Source organism: Streptomyces sp. NPDC055243 (genome assembly GCF_044544025.1).
GTDB lineage: Bacteria > Actinomycetota > Actinomycetes > Streptomycetales > Streptomycetaceae > Streptomyces.
Genome location: NZ_JBITWR010000007.1, coordinates 185,886 through 210,330, shown reverse-complemented (window position 1 = coordinate 210,330; position 24,445 = coordinate 185,886). Strand labels below are relative to the sequence as shown.

The following is a 24,445-nucleotide window of genomic DNA, read 5'->3' as shown; positions in this document are numbered from 1 at the left end:
CGAGAACTTCCCGCAGACTCGCTCCAGGTGACGGGCCCGCTCTGCCTCGCGGTTGTGCTTCGTCATCAGTACGACACCTCCCCGCAGGCCAGGGCATCGCGCACGAGCTCACGGTTGAGTGCGATGTCTTCGGCGATGCCTGCGGCGAAGAGAGCAGCGCCGGGGGTGTAGCCGGATCCGAAGTAGCGCCAGGCGGATTCCTTGATCAGGTTCGGATCATCGTCAGGTCCGGAGCCGCCACGAGCGAAGTCGGCCCGTTCCTCGCGCAAGGCCGTGTACGTGGTCGAGTAGCGGCGGGACTTGGTGAGGATGTGGCCCCGGTAGCCGAGCGTGTGAGCCCACCCGCGCAGCCGCAGAGGCTCCAGTTCCACCAGGCCTCCCAGGCGCCAGCAGGTGCCCATCAGGGCCCGGATGTGAGGCGGGACGACCGCAGCCCGGATGTCCGTCAGGCTCCGCACCGCGTAGTCGAGTCCGGCCCCAGTATCGGCGGCTCCCTTGGACACGTACTTGGCCACATACGCGGCTACCGCGTCATCACTCAAGCCGTCGTCATCGCCGAACGCCTGGATCGGCCGGACATCCAACTGAGCGCCCAACGACAGGATTTCAGTCCCGTACGCCTGTGATTCGGGCACCCGCACACTGGCCGACGCGGCAGCCGCCCGAACCACGTCCGTCAGCAGTTGACCCGTGGCCCAGTCCGGGGGTGGATCACCGGGACCGCTTGGACCGTCGAGGCGGACCACGGCATGGAAGTGCACCGCCGCTCGCTTCTGGTACTCGGCAACCTTCGCGAACGACACCACCAGGTGCTCACCGAGCCGGGAGCGCGGTATCCCGCCAGCCGACGCCAGGAAACGGCGCACACCAGTGGTGAACCGGTCCCAGAGCCGCCCCGCGTGCGCATGCCACAGCACGTGGCCCACGTAGTCGTAGCAGTCCACACACAGCGGCCGACCCACCAGCGGATCATCCTCACCGTGCAGACGGGCACAGCCGAGCCGCCGCCCGTGCTCGCACCGCGGATCATCCCGACGAGGACGGCACCGCTCTCCCTCTCGATGGACCATCCCGAATGAGGGCGCAGTCAAGGTGACGAACAGGCGGGGCCGCTCCCTGACTTGATCAGGCACACTCTTGCCGCCGAGCAGGCCCGAACGCACCAGATGGAAGGTGTCCCCGGAGTGCTGATACGAGCACGGCGCACAGACCGAGGAACGCCGGTTGCGGCAGCGCACGGCCAGCCGTTCACCGGGCTCATCCGCAGTCGAGTAGGCCGAGACCGCCTCACCCGTCGTGGTGTCCCATGTGGTGGTGGAGCCGGACAGGTGCACCGGATGAGCACAGCCGCCGATAGCTTCGATCTGCTCTAACCAGCGGGAGAACCGAGGGTCACTGACGATTCTTATGACGTCACGGTCCACCTCTGAGAGGGCATGCATTCGTTTCTCGCGTTCCAGCTCCGCAGAGCGTTCCTGCGGGGCGGACGTTGATACGGACGGACGGGTATTGCGTGTGGTGCTGGAGTCGAATTCGGCAGACATGACGCGGCCTCCAAAGCCGGAAGTCGGGAAGTAGGTTGCGTGTATCCATGAGCAGTTCTCTCCTCTGCGCTAACAGGGCGCTTAGATCTCAGAGCGCCCAGTCCAGGCGCGTTCAACTTGCCTTCCAATTATACGAGTTGAGCCCGGTAATGGTTCCCGAATTTATCCCCGGAGGAGCCTCAGGGAGGACGCCCCGACGAAGGGGGTTCCGCGCTGAAGCCAGAAGGCTCCACGCCACATCAGCTCGTGCCGCACCCAGGCTGTACGCTCCCCAGACGCCCGCGATCGGACCTTGCGGGGCAGGGGTGGCGGAGACTGTCTTCACTTACTCAAGGGCGCGCCTGCGGCGCGCCGGGCGGCTTCGGCCGCACCGGCCGGGCTTGCGGCCTTCGGCCGGTCCCGTCCGCACGGCCACCACCCGGCGACCGCAGGCAACCCCACGACGTGAACAGCAGCCGCATCCCTCCCACTGACCCATCGCGGCCACCAGGAGCCGCAACCAAGAGCGGACGGCCTCAGGCTGTGAGCCACCTCCCCGCACGGAACCCCGCACCAGGCGACCCCCAGAGCCCGCCCGAGCAGCAACCGGGGTCCACCCAGACCCTTGCTGGGGCCGACGGCCTTCGAGGCTTTAGGCAGCCACCATGGGGCGAGCCTCGAAGAACAGGGGGCCGATCGGGCTACTGCGGGCAGGCTCCAAGAGACTGCCCGATCCGCTGGCGAGCGTAAGGCCCCCTGTTCACTCGCCCCATGGCAGCTCCCGCCCAAAGCCTCTGCGGCCGGCGGCGCGATCACCGTGCACCATTACCCCAGCTCAGCCCAGGTACGGTGTCGACCTGTCATCGAGAAAGTGCGCCAGCCGCAGCCGCTGCGTGTGATGTATGTCGAGCCCCGCCAGCTCTCCGGGGTCGACGAATCGGAGCTCGGTCGACTCGGCCGAGATCGTCAGCTCACCGCCGATCACACGGGCACGAAAGCAGACGTTGAACTGTCGCCGGACCTCACCATCGGTGTAGGCGATCACGTGCCGGGGATCGGTGTACGTGCCGACAAGCCCCGTGATCTCTACGTCCAACCCAGTCTCTTCCTTCACCTCCCGCACGGCCGTGCCGGGCAGGCTGTCGCTCATCTCCATGCCACCGCCCGGCAACGCCCACAGGCCGCTGTCGGACCGCCGCTGAAGCAGAATGCGGCCCTTGTCGTCCGTGACGACGGCTGAGGCTGCGACAACGAGACTGTTGGGCTCAGGAGCCGCCGGGTCGTCGTAATACTCGGTCCGCGCCACTAGCTCACACTTTCCACGGGCCTGGCGGTCTGCCAGACAGCATCGAAGCTCTCTGCGTAGGTGTCGAACATGCCACCTCGACCAGAGCGGCGAAGATGCCATACCGGTGAACCGTACGCATTCACGCCCCACACATGGGAATTGACCAACACTTGATCGTCAGCCCGGTAGATCGAGTTGTAAAGCGTAGTTCCGTGTGTGCGCAGTTCGATGTTCGGCGCCCCGACCAACGGGCGATAGTGCATCAGCGCCAGTCGGCACCGAGACTCAATGCCGTGACCGAACTTCTCTTCGGTACCCCGCTGCTGAACATTCGGAGATTCCGCGTCACCCAGGGAAATGCGGACGGCACAGCCCGCCTCTGCCCGTTCCTTCAGGAGGTCATTGAGCCGGGGGTAGGCCTCATGCAGGAACACCGCCGCGTAGACGAGCACGTCGATCCGTTCACGCGCTTCGGCGAGCAGGTCGACGAACATCGACACGGGCAGGTCGGCCCGCTGGTCGTACAGCGCCACCAGTTCGGGACTCACTGCCCGCGCAGCGCGTGGCTGTCGCAGGGCTGGCCAGAGTGCATGCACGTCTTCTCCCAAGGTCTCAGCGGCTTTGAGCGCCGTCGTCCGCCTCGGAGTGCGACCCAGATTGACCCAGCGTTCCACCGACTTGGGATCAACCCCCGACGCTTCGGCAAGGCTGGCATGCGTCCAGCCACCCACCGCCATCACAGCCCGCAGACGTTCGTTCGGCATGGTCAGTGTCACCCCGCACCATTGGACGTTGGTAGGGACGTTCTACACCCTGTGGGACGTCCCAAAGTGGGAAACGTTCGAGGTTCCTACGTCCCAGCGACCAACGCGACGATCCTGCGTATGGAGACGTGCGAGGGGACGGCGAACGAGATGAGCAAGGCACCAACACCCCGGACGCAGGAGCGTCCGCCCATCCCAGCAGGTGCGGTCTGCACCCGCTGCAATCAGTCGATCAATTCTGGCGAACCAGCGGAGCACTACACCCCTGAACGGGCGTCAGGAGGCGGGAACACCTTCTACCACCACACTCGCAACTGCCCGGGGCGAGGTGGTCGACCGTGACCCGAACCGTCTTCCGCTTCGTGCCGTTCACCATCACCCAGGACACGACCGCCGAGCCCACATACGAGGCCGTCTGCGTGTCAGGGGACGGGAAGGAGTGCGGTGAGCGGTCCGACGAGTGGATCACACCCCACCCCGTCGAAGTCTGGATGCGGGATCACATGAAGATCACCGGCCATGCCCGCTACCGCAGAACATTCGTCGACTACGCAGATGTGACCCGCGCCGACCAGGACCCTGGCCGCTGAACGACGGCGAGCAACGCCAGCCGCGAACCGGCAGACCCCACCAGCTATCCACGCTGGTGGGGTGTCGGCATGCAGCAGGTAAGAAAGGTCTGTGAGCGAGGCTTGACGTGGATCAAGCCGTCCTTCCTCTGGATGATGTATCGCTGCGGCTGGGCCACGAAGGAGGGGCAGGAGACCGTCCTCGCGGTGGAGATCACGCGTGAGGGCTTCGAGTGGGCCCTTCGCCACGCGTGTCTGTCGCACTACGCGCGCGGGGTGCACGCCTCCCAGGACGCCTGGAAGCGGGACCTGCGGCACGCGCCGACCCGGGTCCAGTGGGACCCGGAACGCGACCTGCACCTGCACGCCCTCCCGCACCGCTCCCTGCAGTTGGGCCTGGCGGGCGACGCCGCGCGCCGCTACGCGGACGAGTGGACGGTCTCGATCACGGACGTCACCGAGCGGGCCAGGGCCATCCACACCCACGTACGCGAGAACGACCTCGCAGCCGCCGAAATCCTCCTCCCCGAGGAGCGGCCGTACCCGGCGGGGGACGATCTGCTGGCTCACCTGCGGGCGCGAAGCGTGAGTGAGGAACGAGGACGCGTCGGGGCGCCATGGCGTCATGGCGTCATGGCGTCATGGCGTCATGAGCTGATCATGCCCGTCACCGCACCCACCGGGTCCATGTCCGCCTCCCCCTCCGGCCACCAGTCGTCGCGGCCCGGTTCGCTTCGGTAGGGGTACCAGCGGCCATCCCTCCCGTAGCGGAGTTGCAGGGAGCCGGACGCGTTCGTGAGGTGGTTGCGGTGGATCGTCATGCGGGGGAGGTCTGCCGCGATGAGGGCGCCGCGGGCCCGGTCGAAGGGGCCCGCCGGGGGGTCCCACGGGGATTCGAGGAGGGCCAGGCCCTCCTCTCCGCCCTGCCGCCAGGCCGCCGCCGCGCGGGCCAGGTCCGCGGGGGTGTGGTCCACCGACGTGGCCAGCTCCGCGAACTGGCGGCTGAAGCTGCGGCGGCCCGTCAGGCCGGGGTGGGACGCGGCCAGGCGGACCGCGTCGTGCCAGGGGTCGGCGGCGGAGAAGGGGTCGGCGCCGGTGGTGAGGTACGCGTAGGCCCGGTTCGCCGCGTCCGTGGCCAGGAACTCCAGGGACGTGGGGTTGGGGGCGCCCGGGAGGGAGGGGAGGAGCGGGGGCTCGCCCGGGTGGGCGGGTGGTGCCAGTGGGGGTGGGAGCGGGGGGCGGTAGTCCGTCGCCAGGACGTCTCGGGCCAGGGTGCCGGGGAGGGACGCGCCGCTCTCGCCCTGCGTGGTGGCGGACTGCTCGCGGGCCGCTTGGTGTGCGTTGCGCTGGGCCAGTTCGTCGAGCAGCGCCTGTTCGTCCCCGCCTCGCAGGAGGAGGAGTACGAAGGGGTCGGCGTCCAGCAGCCTGGCCGTCTGGTAGGTGAGCGCTGCCGCGTGCTTGCAGGGGCGACCGTGGTCCGGGCAGGTGCAGGACGGAACCAAGTCGCCCGCGCCGGGGAGGAGTTGGACCCCGGCTCGCTCCGCCGCCTCCACCAGCGCGTGCGGCATGTCCTTGTCCAGGAGCGCCGCGATGTGGGCGGGTTCCGTGGCGACCGCGTCCAGGAAGTTGTTCCAGTCCTCCGGCGTGAGGGTGCGCATGCGGATCTCGGCGCGGTAGGGGCGGGGGCGACTGCCGTGTACGTACGCCACGATGCGGCCCGGTGCGACCGTGATCGTGTCGACGTGCCCCTCACGTGCATAGGCCCGCCCGCGCGCGAGGCGCCCCGCGTCGAGCGACGTCCCTTCCAGCGCGCCGATCCAGGCGTTGCCCCACCAGGAGGTCGCGAACGGGGCGTGGGGGTCAGGGTGTTGCGGGAGGGGCGGGAAGACGCGCCCGGCACCGGTGGCACGACTTGCGGAGGTCATACCGGTCCGCCCGCCACGACTACCGCCACCACTCACCCCGGCACGGACAGAACCGCTACCGCCACCCATCCCGGCACGGTCGGCACGGCTGCTACCGCCCGTCCCGGCACGGTCAGCACGACTGACGCCACCGGCTTCGGTCCCGCCGGCACGGCCGCCACCGGCCTCGGTCCCGCCGGCACGGCCGCCACCGGCCTCGGTCCCGTCGGCACGGACGTCACCACCCCCGCCCCTCACGACACCCTCCGCAACGACACCAGATCCGCCAGCTCCGCATCAGACAGTTCCGTCAGTGCTGCCTCGCCGCCGCCCAGGACCGCGTCCGCCAGTGCCTGTTTCGCCGACAGGAGTTCGGCGATGCGGTCCTCCACCGTGCCCTCCGCGATCAGGCGGTGGACCTGGACCGGCTGGGTCTGGCCGATGCGGTAGGCGCGGTCCGTTGCCTGTTCCTCGACCGCCGGGTTCCACCAGCGGTCGTAGTGGATGACGTGGCCCGCCCGGGTGAGGTTCAGGCCCGTGCCCGCCGCCTTCAGGGAGAGGAGGAACACCGGGGCCTCGCCCGACTGGAAGCGGTCCACCATCTCCTCCCTTCGCGGCACCGGCGTACCCCCGTGCAGGAGCTGCGTGCCGATGCCCCGCCCCGCCAGGTGGGATTCGAGCAGGCGCGCCATCTCCACGTACTGCGTGAAGATCAGGACCGCGCCGTCCTCCGCCAGGATCGTGTCCAGGAGTTCGTCGAGCAGCTCCAGTTTCCCCGAGCGGGAGCGGCCCCCGCGCGTCGTGATCTCGCCGTCCTTCAAGTACTGCGCCGGGTGGTTGCAGATCTGCTTCAGCGCCATCAGGAGCTTCATGACCAGGCCCCTGCGCGCGATGCCCTCGGAGGCCTCGATGCGGGCGAGCGTCTCGCGTACGACCGCTTCGTAGAGCGACGCCTGTTCGCGGGTGAGCGTCACCGGGTGGTCCGTCTCCGTCTTCGGAGGCAGCTCCGGGGCGATCCCGGGGTCCGACTTCTTGCGGCGCAGGAGGAAGGGGCGGACAAGGCGCGCCAGACGCGCCATCGCCTCCTCGTCCTCGCCGCCCTCCACCAGGCGGGCGTGGCGCGCGCGGAACGACTTGAGCGGGCCGAGCAGACCCGGCGTCGTCCAGTCCAGCAGGGCCCAGAGCTCGGAGAGGTTGTTCTCGACCGGGGTTCCGGTGAGGGCGACTCGCGCCTGCGAGGGGATCGTGCGCAGCGCCTTCGCCGTCGCCGCGTGCGGGTTCTTGACGTGCTGCGCCTCGTCCGCGACCACCAACCCCCAGGCGCGGGCAGCCAGTTCGGACGCGCTCGTACGCATCGTGCCGTACGTCGTCAGGACGAAGCCGCCCGTCAGGTCGCCGTCGAGACTGCGGCCCGTGCCGTGGAAGCGGCGCACCGGCACGCCGGGCGCGAAGCGCTCGATCTCCCGCTGCCAGTTGCCGAGCAGCGACGCGGGGCAGACCACCAGCGTCGGTTCCGTGCGGGCGCGGTGCAGGTGGAGGGCGATCAGGGTGACCGTCTTGCCCAGGCCCATGTCGTCGGCGAGGCAGCCGCCGAGGCCGAGCGACGTCATCCGGTCCAGCCAGGCAAGGCCCCGCAGCTGGTAGTCGCGGAGGGTGGCGGCGAGCGCGGGCGGCGGGGCGACGGGGCGCAGGTCGTCGGTCAGACGCCCCCGCAGCCGGGCCAGGGCGCCGATCGGGACCACCTCGACCCTCTCGCCCTCCACCTCCGCCGCCCCCGTCAGCGCGACGGACAGCGCGTCCACCGGGTCCAGGAGGCCCAGATCCCGTTTACGTGCCTTGCGTACGAGTTCGGGGTCGACCAGGACCCATTGGTCACGGAGGCGTACGACCGGGCGGTGCGCCTCCGCCAGGATGTCCATCTCCGCCTCGGTAAGAGGCCCCCCGTCGCCGTCCCCATCACCGTCGGCGGGACCCAGCGCCAACTGCCATCGGAATTCCAGCAGTTGCTCGGTCTTGAAGAAGTCGAAGTTGTCGGCCGCCGTGCCGGGCGCGGGACGCACGACCGCGGTGGCCGTCAGGCCGCGCGTCAGCTCGCGCGGCCAGTGCACGGCCACGCCCGCCGCGCCGAGCCTGGTGGCCGCCGTGCCGAGGAGTTCGTACAACTCCGCCTCGCTCAGCGGCAATACGTCGGGACGCGGGCGTTCCAGAAGGCGGGTCAGCGGCGGCCACACGCGGGCCGCGCGCCGCACCGCGAGCAGCGTGTCGACGCGGGCGCGCGGCCCGAAGTGGTCGGCTCCCGACCAGAGTTGGGACGCATCCGCGACGAGGGTGGGGTCGGCGAGGCTGTGCACCTGCACCACGGCCGCCGCCGGGCTCGCCATGCTCTCGCGGGGCCCGCCCGCCTGGCCGCCGGACGCGCCGCCGTCGGACACGTATCCGGATACACCTCCGGATGCGGCATCGCCGGGCGTGTCGTCCGTCGCTCCGTCGAACACCTCATCCGCCTGGAGGTCGAACACCTCACGCGCCTGGAGATCGAGCCGCAGCGACACCCGCACCCCGGCGTCCATCCCGGCCGCCACCTCCGCGGCCCACTCCCGCGCGCCCGGCAGCCGCTGCGGCTCCCGCGCGGCGAAGGGCGCGCCGACCGCGTGCGCCGCGGCGGGTGTACGCGGCAGGGTGTCGACCACCGCGTCGACGAAGGCCCTGACCAGGGCGAACGACTCGGGGAGCAGGAGGGGCTTGCTGCCGGGCAGGGGTACGGCGTGCGCCTCCGCCGGCAGCGCGGCCGCGATCGCCCGCAGCTGCGTGACGTCGGCGGTGTCCAGCGGCCCGGCCCGCCACGCGTCCAGGTCGTCGCCCGTCAGACCGGGCAGCAGCCTGCCCCGCGCGGCCAGGTGCAGGGCGTGCCGAGCGGCGGCGGCCCAGCAGGCGACAGCGGGGTGCGCGGGCCCGGCGCGCAGCAGGAGCGCGGCGGCTTCGGCCACCGGCAGGATCAGCGCGGGGACGGTACGCGTGCGGACGCCCTTGCCGTGGGGGCGCACGACGGCGATCTCGCCCTCGGCGGCCCCGGACAGCCGGCCCTCGCCCTCGGCGGCCCCTGGCAGCCCGCCTTCGCCCCCGCCGAACGACTCGGATGGCTCGGATGGATCGGATGGATCGGACGATGCGGACGATGCGGGCGACGCGGGCGAATCGGAAGACTCGGCCACCCCAGCCAGCCCGGCCGCACCCTCGGAAAGCCCGGCAGGCAGCTTCCCCTCCGGCGCCCAGAACGCGAGCCGCCCCTCCCTCGGCACCTCGGCCGGGAGGAACACGGCGGCGCAGGAACGCATGAGCTCCCCGAGCCTCCCGGCGGCAGACGGCATCTGCCCACCGGTCGCCCCCTGCCCGCCAGCCGGCATCTGCCCGCCGGCCGATCCCTGCCCGCCAGGACGCATCCGCCCGGCCGAAGGCATGCCGGTGGCGGCATTCGTGGCCGCGGCAACCCCCGCCATCACGTTCACCACCTCGCTCACCCTCAGTCACCCTCACATCATTCCCGCACGCCACCCTAGGCCAGCCGCCCCGAGGCGAGTGGTGGTAGGAAACTTTCCTAACAATTATCGGGCGAAGTCATTGACGCGCACATGACGCCTCGACAAGATGCCTGCGAATGGCCTACGCACCGCTCACGGCCCCCCACGCCGATCTAGGAGACGGACATGCCGCCCACCCCCCGCGCCATGAACTCCCGTACCGACAAAGCTCGTTGGAACAAGACCCGTTGGGCCGTCCCGCTGGCGGCGGGCGCCTCGCTCGCCCTCGTCGGCGGGGTCCTCCTCTGGTCCCCCGCCGGCGAGGCCGACGCCGCGCCGAGCGGCAAGGACAACGCGCGGGCCGCCTTCACCGCGGTGGCCGCCGGAGACATCGCCGAACAGTGCACCTCGGACGACAGCGGCTGCGCGCACCCGAAGACCGCCGCGCTCGTCGAGAAGCTCAACCCGTCCTTCGTCCTGACGATGGGTGACAACCAGTACGACGACGCCCGGCTTCAGGACTTCGAGGACTACTACGACACCAGCTGGGGCGCGTTCAAGGACAAGACGCGCCCGGTGCCGGGCAACCACGAGACGTACGACCCGGACGGCGCCCTGGAGGGCTACAAGTCCTACTTCGGGGACATCGCCTACCCCAAGGGCAAGAGCTACTACAGCTACGACAAGGACAACTGGCACTTCATCGCCCTGGACTCCAACAGCTTCGACGACAGGGCGCAGATCAACTGGCTCAAGGCCGACCTCGCCGCCAACTCCAAGAAGTGCGTGGCCGCCTACTGGCACCACCCGCTCTTCTCCTCGGGCGAGCACGGCAACGACCCGGTCAGCAGGCCGATCTGGAAGCTCCTGTACGCCAACAAGGCCGAGCTGGTGATGAACGGCCACGACCACCACTACGAGCGGTTCGCGCCGCAGAACCCGGACGGAAAGGCCGACGCCAACGGCATCGTCGAACTGCTCGGCGGCATGGGCGGCGCCAACCCGTACAAGATCGAGGAGGTCCAGCCCAACAGCAAGAAGCGGATCACCAAGACCTACGGCGTGGTGAAGCTCAACTTCACCGACACCGGCTTCTCCTGGAACCTCGTCGGCACGGACGGCTCGACGAAGGACAGCAGCCCGTCCTACAACTGCCGCTGAGCCGCCGAGATGTATCTGGCATCGACGGACGCGGTCGCCAAGGCCAAGACCAAGGCCGGAGCCGAGGCGGAAGCCGGAGCCGAGGCTGGAGCCGAGGCCGAGAGCACCGAGCCCAAGCCCAAGCAGCGCGCCAAGACCAGGCGCGGCCGCGTCGCCGGTCCCGTCATCGCCCTCGGCGCGGTCAGCCTGGTCACCGACATCTCCTCGGAGATGGTCACGGCGGTCCTTCCGCTCTACTTCGTGCTCCAACTCGGGCTCTCGCCACTCCAGTTCGGTTTCCTCGACGGTCTCTACAACGGCGTCACGGCCTTCGTGCGACTCCTCGGCGGGTACGCCGCCGACCGCGGCGGGCGGCACAAGCTCGTCGCGGGCGGCGGTTATGCCCTCTCCGCGCTCTCCCGGCTCGGTCTGCTCCTCGCGGGCGGCGCCACGGCCGGGATCGGCGCGGCGCTCGCCGCCGACCGCATCGGCAAGGGCGTGCGGACCGCGCCGCGCGACGCGCTGATCTCGCTCAGCAGCCCGCCGGACGCCCTGGGCAGGGCGTTCGGCGTGCACCGCGCGATGGACACGACGGGCGCGCTGCTCGGGCCGCTCGCCGCGTTCGCGCTGCTCTGGGCGACGGCGGACGCGTACGACGCCGTGTTCGTGGTCAGCTTCTGCTTCGGGCTGCTCGGCGTGCTGATGCTGGTGGCGTTCGTGCCGGGGCGGGGTGACGCGCCGCCGACCCGGGCGTCGCACACGGGGACGGCATCGCACCGTGGCAAGGTGGCCGACCTCCTCCGCCTGCCCGACTTCCGGCGCATCCTCGGCGCCGCGTCCCTCCTCGGCGCCGCCACCATCGGCGACGCCTTCCTCTACCTGCTCCTCCAGCGGCGGCTCGACTTCGCGGTCAGCTGGTTCCCGCTGCTGCCGCTGGGCGCCGCCGCGGTCTATCTGCTGCTCGCGGTGCCCGCCGGGCGTCTCGCCGACCGCACGGGCCGCCGCGTCCCGTTCCTGGCCGGACATGTCGCGCTGCTCGGCGGATACGTCCTGCTGCTCTCCCCCGCCGACGGCTGGGCCCTGCTCATCGGCGTACTCCTGCTCCTCGGCATCTTCTACGCGGCCACCGACGGCGTCCTGATGGCGCTCGCCACGCCGGTGCTTCCGCAGGGGCGCCGGGCCAGCGGCATGGCGGTCCTGCAGACGGGCCAGGCGCTGGCCCGCCTCGTCGCGGCCGCCGGGTTCGGCGCGGCCTGGACGCTGTGGGGCATCGGTCCGGCGCTGACCTGCGCGGCACTCGCACTGACGGCGGCACTGGCGGGGGCCACGGCGCTCCTCCCTCGCCGGGAAAGGCAGACACAGTCATGAAGCCCCCCACCCCCTCCGAACCGAATCCGGAACCGGAACCGAAACCGGAGCCCGAACCCCAACCCGACACCCACCTCAGCCCCAGCCCCAGCCCCAGCCCCAGCCCCGACCCTGAAGCCGGCCCCGGCGCCACTCTCACCCCCAACTCCCTCCGCACCCGCATCATCGCCGTCGCCGCGGCTGCCGCCCTCCTCGCGACCGTGGCCGTCGTCTACACCCTGCGCGCGGCCGAGCGCGCCGAACCGACCGCCGCCACCTCGGAGTTCGCACTCGACCCCGGCCACCTCTACTTCCGCAGCACGGAAGCGGGCGCGGGCCGCGTAGCCCGTATCAGCGCCCCGTCCGGCGCGGGCCCCCAGGAACCCCGTGGCCCGCGCGGCCCCTCCTGCGAGCGGTTCTACGCCGCCGCGGGCACGGCGCTCTGCCTCCAGCGCCGCTCCGGCATCCCGCCCAAGTCGTACGCCCTCGTCCTGGACCGGCAGTTGCGCGAGAAGCGCCGCATCGCGCTGACCGGCATCCCCAACCGGGCCCGGGTCTCGGCGTCGGGCCGGATGCTGTCCTGGACGATGTTCGCGACGGGGGACTCGTACGCGGGGTCGTCCTTCTCCACCCGTACCTCGATCCTGGACACCCGCACGGGCTACTTGATCAAGAACATGGAGGAGATCCCCCTCACCCTCGACGGCCGCCGCTACCACTCCCCCGACGTCAACTACTGGGGCGTCACCTTCGCCAGGGACGACAACCGCTTCTACGCGACCGTCTCGACGAAGGGCAAGACCTACCTGGTCCAGGGCGACATGAAGAAGTGGGCGGCTCGCACCCTGCGCACGAACGTGGAGTGCCCCTCGCTCTCCCCCGACAACACGCGCATCGCCTTCAAGAAGCGCGTACGCAAAGGCACTTCGGACCCCTGGCGCCTCTACGTCCTCGACCTCCGCACGATGCGCGAACACTCCCTCGCCGAGACCCGCAACGTCGACGACCAGGCCGCATGGCTGGACGACGACACCCTGGCGTACGCCCTGCCGGGTGCGGAAGGCAGAAAGCAGGACATCTGGACGGCACGGGCCGACGGCGAAGGCGCCCCGAACTTGCTGGTGAAGGGCGGGACTTCACCGGCGGAGGTGCGCTGACACGCGTACGGCCGGCGCTCGCGCGGAATTCGGATGCGCACGGCGGCCCGACTCCCGCAGGATCGGACCCATGACCACCACTCGCCGCACCGTCGTGCCCACCCTCTTCCCGCCGCCCGGATACGCTCACGCCGCCGTCGTCGAGACCGGCACCAGGATCGCCTTCATGGCGGGCTCGGTGCCGCTCGACCCCGGGGGGAATCTCGTCGGGGAGGGTGACGTCGCGCGCCAGACCGAGCAGGTCGTCGCCAATCTCGACGAGGCCCTGCGCGCGATCGGCAGCGACCTGACGCAGGTGGTGGCCAGCACGGTGTACGTCGTGAGCGACGAGCCCGGCCCGCTGACCGAGGCGTGGGAGGTCGTCCGCGCCTCCGACCTGCTCGCGAAGGGCCCGCACACCTCGACGCTGCTCGGCACGACGTGCCTCGGCTACCCGGGCCAGCTGGTGGAGATCACCGCCACGGCCGTGGTCCCGTAGCACCCGGGGAAGGGGCAGGAGAAGGAATTACCCCTTCCTGGGCGCCCCAGTAGACCCCCGCACCACCAGCTTCGGATCGAGCACCGCCTCCCGGGGTTCCAGGCCCTCCCCCTCGAGCCGCTCCACCACGAACCGCACCGCGTGCTCCGCCAGGAGCGCCGCGTCCTGGCGGACCGTGGTGAGGCCGACCGGCATCAGGTGCGAGAGGTGGCTGTCGTCGTAGCCGACGACGGAGACCTGGCCGGGGATGTCCACGCCGGCCCGCGTGAACGCCATCAACAGGCCGAGCGCGCAACGGTCGTTGCTCGCCAGGACCGCGGTCGGCAGGCTCTCCTCGGCGAGCAGCAGGCGGGCCGCCTCGACGCCCGCCTCCTCCGTGTGACGTCCGGCCACCACCCGGCTCTCCGCCGTCAGGCCGTGGCGCCGCATCGCCGCGCGGTACGCCTTGCGGCGGTCCGCCGAACCCGCGTCACGGCCGCCGTCGACGTGCACGATGCGCCGGTGGCCCAGCTCCACCAGGTGGTCCATGGCCTGGCGCACGCCCTTCGCCTCGGCCGTGTGGACGTTGTCGAGCCGCGCGTCGGGGACCCTGCGGCCCACCGAGACCGCGACCGTGCGCCGCCCCACCTCGGCGAGCTCCGCGGGCTCCCCGCCGGGGCCGAGCAGGATCAGCGCCTCGCAGCGGTGGCTGAGCAGGGCCTCGATCGCCTTGCGTTCGCTGCGGCCCGGTGCGTTCGCCGACAGCAGGACGTCGTAGCCGAGCTTCTCCGCCTCCGGGTAGACCGCTTCGACCAGGTCCGCGTCGAAGGGCTGGTGGACCGTCAGCAGGACGCCGAGGGTGCGGCTGTGGCCGCGGGCCAGCAGCCGGGCCGCGTTGTCGGGGCGGTAGCCCAGCTCCTCGGCGACGCGGTGCACCCGGTCACGGGTCTCCTGGCTCGCCCCGGGCTGGTCCCGGAAGACGATCGAGACCAGCGCGCGCGACACCCCCGCCTTGGCGGCGACATCCGCCATCGTGGGGCGCCGATTGCCCGATACATCCGCCTGTGAACCCATCCGCGTCGCCGTTCCCCGTCTCACAACCTATTGACATGTCATTTGAGCAAGGATCATCCTACTGCCACTAGAGCGCACTACTAGAGCGCGCCAGTCACCGGAGGCTGAGGCCCGGGCGCCTCACGCCTTCAGCCCTGCGCCTTGGCCCCGCGCCTTCAGCCCCGTACCTTCAGCCCCGCGCCCTGCTCGCGAGCCCGAGCGCGTACTGCGGCCACCACTGCCCCGCCCTCGGCCCGCCCCGGCAGGTTCCGTCGGACTCGCCGGGCCGCTTGATCCACAGGTAGGCGTCGAGGGCGGGGTCGCCGGTGGCGGTGGTGGGCGGGATGCCGAGGGCCCGCCCCGGCGGGTTGCACCAGGCCTCGTCGCCGCCTCCGGTGTAGGGGCCGTTGCCGTTGCGGCTGCTGTCGACGACGAAGTGCTTGGCGCCGCCCAGTGCTGCGGCGATGCGGTGCCCGTACTCCGAACTGGCCGCATTGGTCTGGTAGTTGGACACGTTGACGGCGAAGCCGTCGGCCCCGGCGATCCCGGCCTGCCGCAGCGGGGCCACCAGCCGGCTCTCGTCGGGGATCCAGCCTGAGTTGCCCGCGTCGAGGTAGACCTTGGCGTGCGGACGGGCCTTGAGCCGCTCGACGGCGTAGGCGAGAAGGCCGTACCGCTCGCGGGCGTCGGCCTTCGCGCAGCCCGCGATCTTCTGCGCGACGGCGTCCGGTTCGACGATGACGTACGCGGCGCGCTCCCCGATGCCCGCGGCGAACTCGTCGATCCACCGCCGGTACTCCGCCGCGGTCGCCGCCCCGCCTCCGGAGTAGTCACCGCAGTCGCGGTGCGGGATGAAGTAGGCGACGAGCACCGGGGTTCTCCGCGCCGCGGCCGCCGCCTCCGTGGCCGCGCGGACCGTGGACCCCGGCCCCGGGCTGTGCAGCCACACGGCCTGGGGGCGGCCCGCGATGCGCTCGATGAGCCGGGCGTCGGCGGTGCGGCCCTGGCTGCGCCACGCGATGGCCTGGCGGGCGGCGTTACTGTTCGGGTCGACCCAGAAGGCGGTTTCGGGGGCGTCACCGGGCGCGGTGGCCGCTCGGGGGTCGGGGCCTGCCGCCCGCGCGCCGCCGGACGCCGCCGCGCTCAGGAGCAGCGCGGCGGCGAGGAACCGGACAAGGCGGGGGCGAGCACCACGGGTACGGGTGCGGGAACGCTCAAGTGATCGGAAGGGCGGCTGCGACACCGGGCACCTCCAGCTGCTCGGCACCGGATGGCCCCGGCGCGTTCCCCGGAGTCTGCGGTCGCCCGGCCCCCGCGAAGCCCCGTACACCGCCGTACCGGTGACAGTTCACCCGAAGAATCACTCCGACGGCGGCGCCCAAGTACGCGCGTTCGGGAGGGATTTGGCATAGCGGTCCGTCGCCGCCACCAGCTCGTCCGCGATCCCCCGCGCCCCCGCGTTGTGCCCGGTGTCCCCGACCAGGGTCAACTCAGCGTCCGGCCAGGCCCGCTGAAGCCGCCAAGGAATCCCCACCAGATTCCCGAAGTCGAGAACCCCCTGCACCACCGTCCCCGGAATCCCGGCCAGCGCCCCCGCGTCCCGGAGAACGACCTCGTCCCCGCCCAGCCAGTGGTCATGGGCGAAGTAGTGCGTGACGGTCCGGGCGAACCCCGCCCGGAACTCCTTGTCCTCGTACCGGGGAACGGACCGGGGCGCCTGCGACGCGAACGCGGTCTCCCAGTCGGTCCACGCCCTCGCGGCCGCGGCCCGCACCCCCGCGTCGGGAGACTCCAGCAACCGGTTGTACGCGGCGGCCAGATCACCGTCCCGCTCCCCCTCGGGAACCCCGTCCCGGAACGCCTCCCACGCCTCCGGGAAGATCCGGCCGAGGCCCCGGGTCAGCAGCTCCACCTCGGCGCGGCTCCCCGTGGCCAGCCCCGTGAGCACCAGCTCCGACACCCGCTCGGGATGCTTCTGCGCGTACCGGAGTCCCAGGACCGACCCCCAGGACGCGCCCCACACCAGCCACCGCTCGATCCCCAGATGCCGCCGCAACAGCTCCAGATCGGCCAGCAGATGCCCCGTCGTGTTGACGCTCATGTCGGTACGGGGATCACTCGCGGGCGGCGTCGACCGCCCGCACCCGCGCTGGTCCAGGAGCACCACCCGGTACGCGTCGGGGTCGAAGTACCGCCGGAAGAACGGCGTGCACCCCGACCCCGGCCCCCCGTGCAGCACCACCGCCGGCTTCCCAAGCGGATTGCCGCAGACCTCCCAGTACACGCGGTTTCCGTCGCCGACTTCGAGCATGCCGTGGTCGTACGGCTCGATCTCCGGATAAAGGCCCATCGGCCGAAGATAACCCGCGCCCCGCACACCCCACCGGCGGCATCGACCGCCGACATCGACCGCCGACACCGACCGCTATCCGGCCCGCAGCCCCCGCATCCGCCCGTACGCGTACACGCACCCGGCGAGCGCCAGGTCCGAGAGCAGCATGAAGCCGATCGAGTACGAGTCCTTGGCGCTGTAGATCGCCCCCATGACCAGCGGCGGGACGAAGCCTCCCAGGCCTCCCATCGCCCCGACGATGCCCGTCACGGACCCGACCTGCGCCTGTGGCGTCACCTGCGAGACGAGCGCGAAGACGCTGCCGCTCGCCGTGCCGAGGCCCGCCGCCATCACCAGGAAGCAGATCGTGCCGCCCGGATTCAGCGACGGCTCGAAGGCCTGCGCGATGGCGAAGACCGCGACGACGCACAGCGCGACCGAGGTGACCGTCGCCGGGTGGATCCGGTCGGAGAGCCAGCCGCCGATGGGCCGGAAGATGACCGTGACCAGCGCGAACCCGGCGGCCTTGGTGCCCGCGTCGGTGGGCGAGAGGTCGTACCAGGTCTTCAGGTACGTGGGCAGATAGACGCCGAACGCGACGATGCCGCCGAACCCGATCGCGTACAGCGCGGACAGCTCCCACGTCACCCGCAGCCGCCCGGCCTCCCCGAGCCGGGTCGTCAGCGGGCTCGTCGGCACCGGGCGGTCGGGCCGGTCGGTGATGAGCAGCGCCGCGAGCACGGCGAAGGCCGCCAGGCCTACCGCCACGACCAGGAACGGCAGGTTGTCGCCGTGCTTGGCGATCCGCGGCGTGAAGTACCCGGAGAGCGCCACGCCTCCCATGCCCATCCCGAAGACGCCGAGCGCGAAGCCCCGGTGGGCGGGCGGGAACCAGGAGTTGACCAGCGGGATGCCGATCGCGAACGTCGTGCCGCCCAGGCCGAGCAGGAAGCCGACCGCGAGCATCGCGACGTAGTTGTCCTTGGCCGGGATGATCAGCAGCACCGGCACGATCGTGAGCGCCGAGACCAGCGGGAACATCAGCCTCGCGCCGTAGCGGTCGGTGAGCGCGCCGACCGGGACGCGGCCGAGCGAGCCGACGATGACCGGCACGGCGACCAGCAGGGACTGCGAGAACGACGAGAGCCCGAGCCGGTCCCCGAAGTCGCTGCCGAGCGGCGCGATCAGGTCCCAGGCCCAGAAGGTGAGCGTGAACCCGACCGTGGCGACCGCGAGGTTGCGATAGGCGGCGGCCGATGGCCGAACGGTTTCGTTGGGGGTATGCGTCATGTCATCACCGCTCCGAGCGCCACGAACACGCAGATCAGTACGAACAAGATGGCGAGCAACGGCCAGACGAAGCGCAGGTACTTGTCGTAGCCGACTTTGGCGAGTGCGACGCCGCCGATGGTGACGGCCGTCGTCGGCACCCAGAGGTTCATCCAGCCGCTGGCCGCCTGCCAGGCCGTGACGACGACCGAGCGCGAGACGTCGGCGAAGTCGGCGAGCGGGGCGAGGATCGGCATGGCGAGGGTCGCGTGGCCGGAGGTGGAGGGGATCAGGAAGGCCAGCGGCAGGTTCACGACGAAGACGATGATCGCGAAGAGGCCGGAGGACGTGCCCTTCACCACGCCCTCGATGGAGTGCAGGACGGTGTCCGTGACCTTCGCGTTGTTCATGATCACCGTGACGCCGCGCGCGAGCACGATCACCAGCGCGGGCGAGATGAAGTCGGCCGCACCCTGGATGATCGTCGAGCTGAGCTTCTGCTCGCCCATCCGTGCCACGCATCCCACGAGCACGGCCGCGCAGAAGAAGAGCGCCGCCAACTGCGGGAAGGACCAGCCGAGTTCGAATCCGTACGGCTTGGCGTCCGCGTCGCCCGTGAGCGCGCTCGCCCAGGGCACCACCGAGAAGATCATGAAGGCGAAGACCAGGCCGACCAGGACGAGGACGGCCTTGTGCAGGCGCGTCAGCTCCGGCACCTCGCCCGCGTCGTCGGCGGTCTGCTCACGGTCTCCGGGCAGGAAGCCGCTGAGGGAGCGCTCCGGGTTCTTCTGTACGCGCTTCGCGTAGCGGATGACGTAGGCGATGGTGACCGCGGTCAGGACGACCCACATCACGAACCGCAGCACGATGCCGTCGCCGAGCGAGATGTCCGCGGCGGACGAGGCGACTCCGGTCGCGAACGGGTTGACCGTCGAGCAGAGCACGCCGATCCCGGCCCCCAGGATGATCGCGCCGACCGCGACCATCCGGTCGTAGCCGAGGGCGAGCATCAGGGGCACGATCAGGCCGTAGAAGCCGAGCGTCTCCTCCGCGAACCCCTCGACCGTGCCGAGGACGGAGAAGACGAGCATCACGCCGGCGATCAGCATCGCGCCGCGGTCGCGCAGCCGGTGCGCGAGACGGCCGATGCCGCGGTCGAGGGCGCCGGTGGCGAAGACGACGGTGATGAACGCGCCGATGGCGAGCACGAACAGGAACACGCCCGCGCTGCCGTAGAGCTCACCGGCCAGGTCGGGCCCGACGACGCCCGACTTCTCGTCCTGGATGCCGTACAGGCCGTTGACCGGGGCGAGGAAGAGGTCGTTGAGCCGGTCGACGAAGCTCTGGTCCGAGTCGACGCGGTGGTAGCTGCCCTCGACCGGGGCGCCCTTGCCGTCACGGTCGTAGGCGCCGGAAGGAATGAGGAAGGCGAGCAGCCAGACGGCCACGGTGACGATCGCGAGGATGGTCAGAGCGCTGGGGAAGGTGAACTTCCGTTTGTGCCGCGGCTCTTCGGTGCCGGGATCGGTCGCCGTGGTGCTCATGCTCGGCTCTCCCCGGCGGCACCGGAGCCGGTTCCTGAGCCTGAGCCTGAGCCTGAGCCGTTGAAGTCGGCCGCGTACTCACGCACGAAGGCGGCCATGGCGACGACCGTGTTGCGCAGCTCGGAGAAGAGGACACGCTCGTTCGGGGCGTGCAGATTGCACATGCTGTCCTGGGCGCCGAAGAGCAGCACCTCGGCGCCGGGTGCCGCCTGCGCGAGGCCGTTGACCAGAGGGATGGAGCCGCCGGTCGCCACGTACGAGGCGTCCTCGCCCCAGGCCTCCTTGAGGGCGGCGCGCGCGGCGCGGTAGGCGGGGCCGCCGGTGGCGGCCTCGTAGCCGGGGCCGGTGTCGCCCGGCGTGACGGTGAGGTGGACGCCGAAGGGCGTGAGCGAACGCAGGTGGTCGACCAGCTTGCCCTGCGCCTCCCTCGCGTCCTGCCGGGGGTGGAAGCGGAGGTTCAACTTGGCGCGCGCGTACGGCACGACGGCCGACGCGGCGTGCTCGACACTGGGTGCGTCCAGACCGATCACCGTGATCGCGGGGCCGCTCCAGAGCCGCTCGCCCAGGCTGCCGCTGCCGATGAGCGGCACCCCGTCGCGCACACCGGCGAGCGAGCGGAACTCGTCCTCGGTGTAGCTCGTGCCGCTCCAGTCCTCCCGCCGCAGCCCTTCCACGGCCACGTCTCCGTGTACGTCGTGCAGGGTGGATAGGGCCTTGAGGAGCACGAGCAGCGCGTCGGGTGCCGCACCGCCGAACTCACCGCTGTGGCGCGGCTCGTCCAGGGTGCGCACCTCTACGACCACTTCGGACGCGCCGCGCAGCGCGGTGGTGAGCGTGGGGGTGCCGGGCCGGAGGTTGCCGAGGTCGGCGACGACCATGGCGTCGCAGGCGAACCGCTCCGGGTCGGTGGGCGGATAGTCGTCGAAGGCGCTGCCGTACTCCTCCTGGCCCTCGATGACGATCTTGATCCCGACGGGCGGCCTGCCGCCGTAGGCCCGCAGCATGCCCAGGTGTGCGATGACGTTGGACTTGTCGTCCGCGATGCCCCGGGCGCGCAGCCCGCCCTCGATCGGGGTCGGCTCGAAGGGCGGCGACTTCCACAGGCTCTCGTCGCCGGGCGGCTGGACGTCGTAGTGGCCGTAGAGCAGCACCGTCGGAGCGTCGGGGGTCGGCGGCGGGATCTCTCCGTAGATCACGGGTGAGGTGTCCGGCAGGTCGAGCCGCTCGACGGTCGGCACCCCCGCTCCCCGCAACAGCTCGACCAGCAGGTCGTGCGCCTCCTGCACCGGTGCGGCCGGGAAGCCGGGGAAGGCGATCGAGGGGATCGCGGCGAGCCGTTCGAGGTCGGCGCGCAACGTGTCCATCAGGTCATCGACGGTGGCTTCGAGCTTCATAGGCGGCACCCCTGGGTCTGCATCCGGCTTTGTGGTGATTAGCCCGAATTATCAGACTCCGAGGGGAGCGGTATCCGAACGGCTCGCCGTGCGGCCGGGGATGCCGCACTGCTGCCGCACAGCGCCCGGCCATGAACCACCGGGCAGGCACTAAAGTCGGTGCATGGCTTCGGAGACTTCAGGCGGTGGCGACAGCGGCAACGGCAACGGCAGTAACGGGGCCGTTGGCGCTCCGGCAGGCGCGGGTCCGGGAGCAGGTCCGGGCGGGGGCGCGGGTGCGGCCGGGGGTTCCGTGCGGGCCGACGTCTGGATCTGGTCCGTCCGTCTGGTCAAGACCCGCTCCATGGGCGCGGCGGCCTGCAAGGGCGGCCATGTGCGGGTCAACGGCGAGCGCGTGAAGCCCGCTTACGGCGTGCACGTCGGCGACGAGGTACGCCTGCGTCACGCGGACGGCCGCGAACACGTCGTCGTCATCAAACGCCTCATCCGCAAGCGCGTGGGCGCTCCGGTGGCCGTCGAGTGCTACATCGACAAAAGCCCTCCGCCGCCGCCCCGCGAGGCCGTGGCCCCCGCGGGCGTACGCGACCGGGGAACGGGCCGCCCCACCAAGCGCGACCGCCGGGAGATGGAACGACTGCGCGGCTTCGACGGCTAGCCCCCGCCACGGGAGGGCTAGCCCCCACCACGGCCCCGTCCCCGCATCGAGGGCTCACCCGGCAGTGCGGGGTGGACCCTCGACACGGGGACGGAACTCCACCCCGGTGCGCCGTCCTTCACTCCCCGCGCCGCAGGACGAGACGGACCAGCTCCGCCGTCTGCCCGCGCCGCGCCCAGGCGATCCAGGCCAGCGGCAGGATCAGGACGAGCGGCGTGGCGGCGTTCTCCCCGCCGAGCGCGGTCACGCTCACGATGAACGCGCCGACCATCAGCCCGATGAGAGCCGTCGCCCCGACGGAACTGAGCACCGGAACCAGCAGCGCGATCCCGCCGAGCACCTCCAGCGCGCCGATCGTGTACATCCCCGGATCGCCCCACCCGAGCTCCTCGAAGGCCTCGACCGCCGTGGGGTGCGCGATCAGCTTCGGCGCCCCGCTCGCGAGCCCGAAGAACAGGGCGAGCACCACCTGAAGCGTGCGCAGCGTGATGCGGACGGACCGCCGACCGGCCTCGGCGGAGCCGCCGGTGACAGTGGCGGTGCTGACGGAGGCGCTGGGGGCGGAGGCGGCGGCGGTGGTGTCGGTGGCCGTGGTCATGGTGATCTCCTCGGTGAACAGGGGCTGTTGTGCTGTCACCGAGATAGACCGCCCCACCGCGCAGAACTCATCGCCCTGCGGCACCCAATCCCCACACCGGAGACACGGGGCCTCAGGAGCCACGGGGGTCATAGGGGTCATGGGAGTCATGGGAGTCATGGGGGTCACCAGAGCCACCAACACCGTTGACGCCACCGAGGTCACCGGAGCCACCACACCGTTGATGCCACCGGAGCCCCCGCGGCCCGCGTCAGCGCACCGGCACCGCCCGCACCCAGATCCCGTCCTCCGTCAGGTACTTGTCGACCCTCAGTCCCGCCTCCTCCAGCGCCTGCTCGAACTGCTCCTTCGTGAGCGGCCGGGCGCGGAACGTCTGGGTCCATACGGCGTCCGGGAAGACGTACTCCGCGTGCACCTCGTTCACCCCGTCCCCGACCGGCTCCGCCGACACGATCCGCACCGTGTATCCACCCGGATCGACCCGCTCCCTCGGCAGGTTCGTGTGGTAGTCCGCCCCCTCCCGCTGGATCAGCACACAGCCGTCGTCCGTCACATGGCTCCGGCAGGCCCGCAGCATCCCGCGCCGCACCGCCACGTCACCGGTGTGCACGAGGAACGACGCGAGCGTCACCACCTCGAACCGCTCCCCCAGGTCGAGCGTCTCGATCGGGCTCCGGATCGTGCGCACCCGCCCGTCGAGCGCGGCGACCTTCTCCAGCATCTCGGCGGACTCGTCCACGGCCGTGATCCGGAACCCCCGCTCGAGCAGGGGCCGCGTCACCCGCCCCGCCCCGCTGCCCAGCTCCAGAATGTGCGCCCCAGCCGGCACCGCACCGGCGATGACATCGGGCTCGTCCCCGGCGGTCATGCGCGCGTACAGCTCCACCGCGCAGCCGTCCGGCGTGATCGCTCCGGGGCCCGTCCCCTCGTATCCCTCACGCATCTCAACAGTCATGCCCCCTCAACGAAGCTCTCCGAGGCCCCGTTCCCACCTCTCCCCGTGGCCCCAGGGTCTACAGCGGGAACCAGCCACGCCCCCCGTAAGTACGTCCAGCACGGCCTTACCCCCGATCGACACATCTACGATCTTGAAGCCTCCGCCCCTTCCGGTCCACCACCCACGGGTGGATCCTGGAAGGTGGAGACGCGCAGGAAGCAGGGTGGAGAGGGAGGAGACGGCCTCTCATGATGCGCACAGGCAGTGAACCGGTGACCGCGCGCAGTCCGCTGCGCATGCGCTTCTGGCTCAGCGTGTGGGGCCTGATCTGGGCCACGTTCGGCACGATCGCCTTCGCCTTGGTGGGACGCCCCGAATGGGCCGCGGCCTGCGGCGTGCTCTGGCTGATCATCACCGCCGACATGGCGATGATCCTTCGCCACATCCATCAGGGCCCGCACTACCAGCCGGGCCGCGACATTCCGCCGTACGAGCCCCCGTACGAGACGCCGAGGACCGGTTAGCCCTCGGCACCCGCCCGGCCGGCGTCGCCGTCGTCGAAGCGCGCCGCCGCCAGATACTCCGGCTGCGGGTCGAGCGCCGCGGCCAGGCGGAAGTGGCGCCGGGCCTGGTCGGGCCGCGCCGCGCGTTCGTAGGTGCGGGCGAGCGCGAAGTGGGCGAACGCGTTGTCCGGCTCGCGCTCCAAAACGATGCTGAACTCCAGCTCGGCGGCGCGCAGTTGGGCCGCGGCGAAGAAGGCACGGGCCCGCAGCAGCCGCGCGGCCGTGTTCTCGGGGTGGGCCGCGATGACCGTGTCGAGCAGCTTCACCGCGCCTCGGGGGTCCCGCGCGGCAAGGAGCTGCTCCGCCGCACGGAAGTCGATGACATGGGTCTCCGGGGTAATTTCGGGCACGCGTGACTCCTTCCCTCGCTGCTCTGCGTCAACGCCCGTCACGCCGACGCCTATTCCGTCGATTCTCCCCGTGACGCGGCCCC

The 24,445-nt window shown here is 71.0% G+C and carries 21 protein-coding genes and 1 pseudogene; 8 read left to right on the top strand and 14 right to left on the bottom strand.

Features of this window, described 5'->3' with window-relative positions:
- Window positions 1–65: 65 nt before the first annotated feature.
- From ACIGXX_RS21890 to ACIGXX_RS21880, 3 genes are all read right to left on the bottom strand, one after another.
- Entirely contained in the window at window positions 66–1,442 is a 1,377-nt protein-coding gene (locus ACIGXX_RS21890; RefSeq protein ID WP_399978207.1) for a replication initiator, read from the bottom strand.
- Window positions 1,443–2,358: 916 nt separating this feature from the next.
- Window positions 2,359–2,829, bottom strand: a complete 471-nt coding sequence (locus ACIGXX_RS21885) for an NUDIX domain-containing protein (RefSeq protein ID WP_399977866.1) — start codon at window positions 2,827–2,829, stop codon at window positions 2,359–2,361.
- Complete coding sequence (locus tag ACIGXX_RS21880) at window positions 2,829–3,575, bottom strand: XRE family transcriptional regulator (protein WP_399978204.1); 747 nt, start codon at window positions 3,573–3,575, stop codon at window positions 2,829–2,831. The genes ACIGXX_RS21885 and ACIGXX_RS21880 overlap by 1 nt, the downstream gene beginning before the upstream one ends.
- 338 nt (window positions 3,576–3,913) lie before the next feature.
- Here ACIGXX_RS21880 and ACIGXX_RS21875 point away from each other — a divergent pair, with 338 nt between their 5' ends.
- On the top strand, window positions 3,914–4,165 hold the full coding sequence (locus tag ACIGXX_RS21875) for a hypothetical protein (protein ID WP_399977862.1): 252 nt from the start codon (window positions 3,914–3,916) through the stop codon (window positions 4,163–4,165).
- Window positions 4,166–4,234: 69 nt separating this feature from the next.
- Window positions 4,235–4,717, top strand: a pseudogene (locus ACIGXX_RS21870) (DUF4291 domain-containing protein); the annotation flags it as partial.
- 74 nt (window positions 4,718–4,791) lie between these two features.
- Here the strand turns inward: ACIGXX_RS21870 and ACIGXX_RS21865 are convergent.
- Both ACIGXX_RS21865 and ACIGXX_RS21860 read right to left on the bottom strand, forming a co-directional pair.
- Window positions 4,792–6,069, bottom strand: a complete 1,278-nt coding sequence (locus tag ACIGXX_RS21865; RefSeq protein ID WP_366462185.1) for an SWIM zinc finger family protein — start codon at window positions 6,067–6,069, stop codon at window positions 4,792–4,794.
- Between the two features lie 233 nt (window positions 6,070–6,302).
- A complete protein-coding gene (locus ACIGXX_RS21860) occupies window positions 6,303–9,416 on the bottom strand; it encodes a DEAD/DEAH box helicase (RefSeq protein ID WP_399977858.1) in 3,114 nt (1,037 codons plus the stop codon).
- 336 nt (window positions 9,417–9,752) lie between these two features.
- Here ACIGXX_RS21860 and ACIGXX_RS21855 point away from each other — a divergent pair, with 336 nt between their 5' ends.
- From ACIGXX_RS21855 to ACIGXX_RS21840, 4 genes are all read left to right on the top strand, one after another.
- Complete coding sequence (locus ACIGXX_RS21855) at window positions 9,753–10,727, top strand: metallophosphoesterase (RefSeq protein WP_351162160.1); 975 nt, start codon at window positions 9,753–9,755, stop codon at window positions 10,725–10,727.
- Window positions 10,728–10,736: 9 nt separating this feature from the next.
- The gene (locus ACIGXX_RS21850; RefSeq protein ID WP_399977855.1) at window positions 10,737–12,074 is read left to right on the top strand and encodes an MFS transporter; all 1,338 of its coding nucleotides are present in this window, start codon (window positions 10,737–10,739) and stop codon (window positions 12,072–12,074) included.
- Window positions 12,071–13,210 (top strand): TolB family protein, encoded by a 1,140-nt coding sequence (locus tag ACIGXX_RS21845; RefSeq protein WP_399977852.1) that lies wholly within the window; start codon window positions 12,071–12,073, stop codon window positions 13,208–13,210. Before ACIGXX_RS21850 ends, ACIGXX_RS21845 begins: the two co-directional genes overlap by 4 nt.
- A gap of 70 nt (window positions 13,211–13,280) precedes the next feature.
- Complete coding sequence (locus tag ACIGXX_RS21840) at window positions 13,281–13,688, top strand: RidA family protein (protein ID WP_351162166.1); 408 nt, start codon at window positions 13,281–13,283, stop codon at window positions 13,686–13,688.
- Window positions 13,689–13,715: 27 nt separating this feature from the next.
- On the opposite strand, the gene ACIGXX_RS21835 is transcribed toward ACIGXX_RS21840, so the two are convergent.
- The 6 genes from ACIGXX_RS21835 to ACIGXX_RS21810 form a co-directional block, all read right to left on the bottom strand.
- Complete coding sequence (locus tag ACIGXX_RS21835; protein WP_399977848.1) at window positions 13,716–14,699, bottom strand: LacI family DNA-binding transcriptional regulator; 984 nt, start codon at window positions 14,697–14,699, stop codon at window positions 13,716–13,718.
- Between the two features lie 211 nt (window positions 14,700–14,910).
- Window positions 14,911–15,963, bottom strand: a complete 1,053-nt coding sequence (locus ACIGXX_RS21830; protein ID WP_399977845.1) for a glycoside hydrolase family 6 protein — start codon at window positions 15,961–15,963, stop codon at window positions 14,911–14,913.
- Window positions 15,964–16,080: 117 nt separating this feature from the next.
- Window positions 16,081–17,070, bottom strand: coding sequence for a prolyl aminopeptidase (pip, locus tag ACIGXX_RS21825; protein WP_399977843.1), 990 nt, complete (start codon window positions 17,068–17,070; stop codon window positions 16,081–16,083).
- A 75-nt stretch (window positions 17,071–17,145) separates the two neighbouring features.
- Window positions 17,146–18,342 (bottom strand): MFS transporter, encoded by a 1,197-nt coding sequence (locus tag ACIGXX_RS21820; protein ID WP_351162172.1) that lies wholly within the window; start codon window positions 18,340–18,342, stop codon window positions 17,146–17,148.
- Window positions 18,339–19,865, bottom strand: a complete 1,527-nt coding sequence (locus ACIGXX_RS21815) for a Na+/H+ antiporter NhaC family protein (RefSeq protein ID WP_351162174.1) — start codon at window positions 19,863–19,865, stop codon at window positions 18,339–18,341. The genes ACIGXX_RS21820 and ACIGXX_RS21815 overlap by 4 nt, the downstream gene beginning before the upstream one ends.
- Complete coding sequence (locus ACIGXX_RS21810; protein WP_399977838.1) at window positions 19,862–21,259, bottom strand: M20/M25/M40 family metallo-hydrolase; 1,398 nt, start codon at window positions 21,257–21,259, stop codon at window positions 19,862–19,864. The genes ACIGXX_RS21815 and ACIGXX_RS21810 overlap by 4 nt, the downstream gene beginning before the upstream one ends.
- A gap of 163 nt (window positions 21,260–21,422) precedes the next feature.
- Between ACIGXX_RS21810 and ACIGXX_RS21805 the strand changes: the two genes are divergently transcribed.
- The gene (locus tag ACIGXX_RS21805; RefSeq protein ID WP_399977835.1) at window positions 21,423–21,914 is read left to right on the top strand and encodes an RNA-binding S4 domain-containing protein; all 492 of its coding nucleotides are present in this window, start codon (window positions 21,423–21,425) and stop codon (window positions 21,912–21,914) included.
- A 118-nt stretch (window positions 21,915–22,032) separates the two neighbouring features.
- Here the strand turns inward: ACIGXX_RS21805 and ACIGXX_RS21800 are convergent, their stop codons facing one another.
- Window positions 22,033–22,512: a DoxX family protein gene (locus ACIGXX_RS21800; RefSeq protein WP_399977832.1), complete on the bottom strand. Its 480-nt coding sequence runs from the start codon at window positions 22,510–22,512 to the stop codon at window positions 22,033–22,035.
- Between the two features lie 250 nt (window positions 22,513–22,762).
- A complete protein-coding gene (locus tag ACIGXX_RS21795; protein WP_361463812.1) occupies window positions 22,763–23,455 on the bottom strand; it encodes a class I SAM-dependent methyltransferase in 693 nt (230 codons plus the stop codon).
- Window positions 23,456–23,700: 245 nt separating this feature from the next.
- Between ACIGXX_RS21795 and ACIGXX_RS21790 the strand changes: the two genes are divergently transcribed.
- Entirely contained in the window at window positions 23,701–23,973 is a 273-nt protein-coding gene (locus ACIGXX_RS21790) for a DUF6343 family protein (RefSeq protein ID WP_399978201.1), read from the top strand.
- Here ACIGXX_RS21790 and ACIGXX_RS21785 read toward each other — a convergent pair.
- On the bottom strand, window positions 23,970–24,362 hold the full coding sequence (locus ACIGXX_RS21785) for a tetratricopeptide repeat protein (RefSeq protein WP_361463649.1): 393 nt from the start codon (window positions 24,360–24,362) through the stop codon (window positions 23,970–23,972). The genes ACIGXX_RS21790 and ACIGXX_RS21785 overlap by 4 nt on opposite strands.
- Window positions 24,363–24,445: the final 83 nt, after the last annotated feature.

What these genes read in the sequence shown, in the direction of transcription:
- ACIGXX_RS21890 (WP_399978207.1), bottom strand. Translation starts at nt 1,442, where the DNA reads ATGCATGCCCTCTCAGAGGTGGACCGTGACGTCATAAGAATCGTCAGT.
- ACIGXX_RS21880 (WP_399978204.1), bottom strand. Translation starts at nt 3,575, where the DNA reads ATGCCGAACGAACGTCTGCGGGCTGTGATGGCGGTGGGTGGCTGGACG.
- ACIGXX_RS21865 (WP_366462185.1), bottom strand. Translation starts at nt 6,069, where the DNA reads ATGACCTCCGCAAGTCGTGCCACCGGTGCCGGGCGCGTCTTCCCGCCC.
- ACIGXX_RS21860 (WP_399977858.1), bottom strand. Translation starts at nt 9,416, where the DNA reads ATGCCGTCTGCCGCCGGGAGGCTCGGGGAGCTCATGCGTTCCTGCGCC.
- ACIGXX_RS21855 (WP_351162160.1), top strand. Translation starts at nt 9,753, where the DNA reads ATGCCGCCCACCCCCCGCGCCATGAACTCCCGTACCGACAAAGCTCGT.
- ACIGXX_RS21850 (WP_399977855.1), top strand. Translation starts at nt 10,737, where the DNA reads ATGTATCTGGCATCGACGGACGCGGTCGCCAAGGCCAAGACCAAGGCC.
- ACIGXX_RS21845 (WP_399977852.1), top strand. Translation starts at nt 12,071, where the DNA reads ATGAAGCCCCCCACCCCCTCCGAACCGAATCCGGAACCGGAACCGAAA.
- ACIGXX_RS21840 (WP_351162166.1), top strand. Translation starts at nt 13,281, where the DNA reads ATGACCACCACTCGCCGCACCGTCGTGCCCACCCTCTTCCCGCCGCCC.
- ACIGXX_RS21835 (WP_399977848.1), bottom strand. Translation starts at nt 14,699, where the DNA reads ATGGCGGATGTCGCCGCCAAGGCGGGGGTGTCGCGCGCGCTGGTCTCG.
- pip (WP_399977843.1), bottom strand. Translation starts at nt 17,070, where the DNA reads ATGGGCCTTTATCCGGAGATCGAGCCGTACGACCACGGCATGCTCGAA.
- ACIGXX_RS21820 (WP_351162172.1), bottom strand. Translation starts at nt 18,342, where the DNA reads ATGACGCATACCCCCAACGAAACCGTTCGGCCATCGGCCGCCGCCTAT.
- ACIGXX_RS21815 (WP_351162174.1), bottom strand. Translation starts at nt 19,865, where the DNA reads ATGAGCACCACGGCGACCGATCCCGGCACCGAAGAGCCGCGGCACAAA.
- ACIGXX_RS21810 (WP_399977838.1), bottom strand. Translation starts at nt 21,259, where the DNA reads ATGAAGCTCGAAGCCACCGTCGATGACCTGATGGACACGTTGCGCGCC.
- ACIGXX_RS21805 (WP_399977835.1), top strand. Translation starts at nt 21,423, where the DNA reads ATGGCTTCGGAGACTTCAGGCGGTGGCGACAGCGGCAACGGCAACGGC.
- ACIGXX_RS21800 (WP_399977832.1), bottom strand. Translation starts at nt 22,512, where the DNA reads ATGACCACGGCCACCGACACCACCGCCGCCGCCTCCGCCCCCAGCGCC.
- ACIGXX_RS21795 (WP_361463812.1), bottom strand. Translation starts at nt 23,455, where the DNA reads ATGCGTGAGGGATACGAGGGGACGGGCCCCGGAGCGATCACGCCGGAC.
- ACIGXX_RS21790 (WP_399978201.1), top strand. Translation starts at nt 23,701, where the DNA reads ATGCGCACAGGCAGTGAACCGGTGACCGCGCGCAGTCCGCTGCGCATG.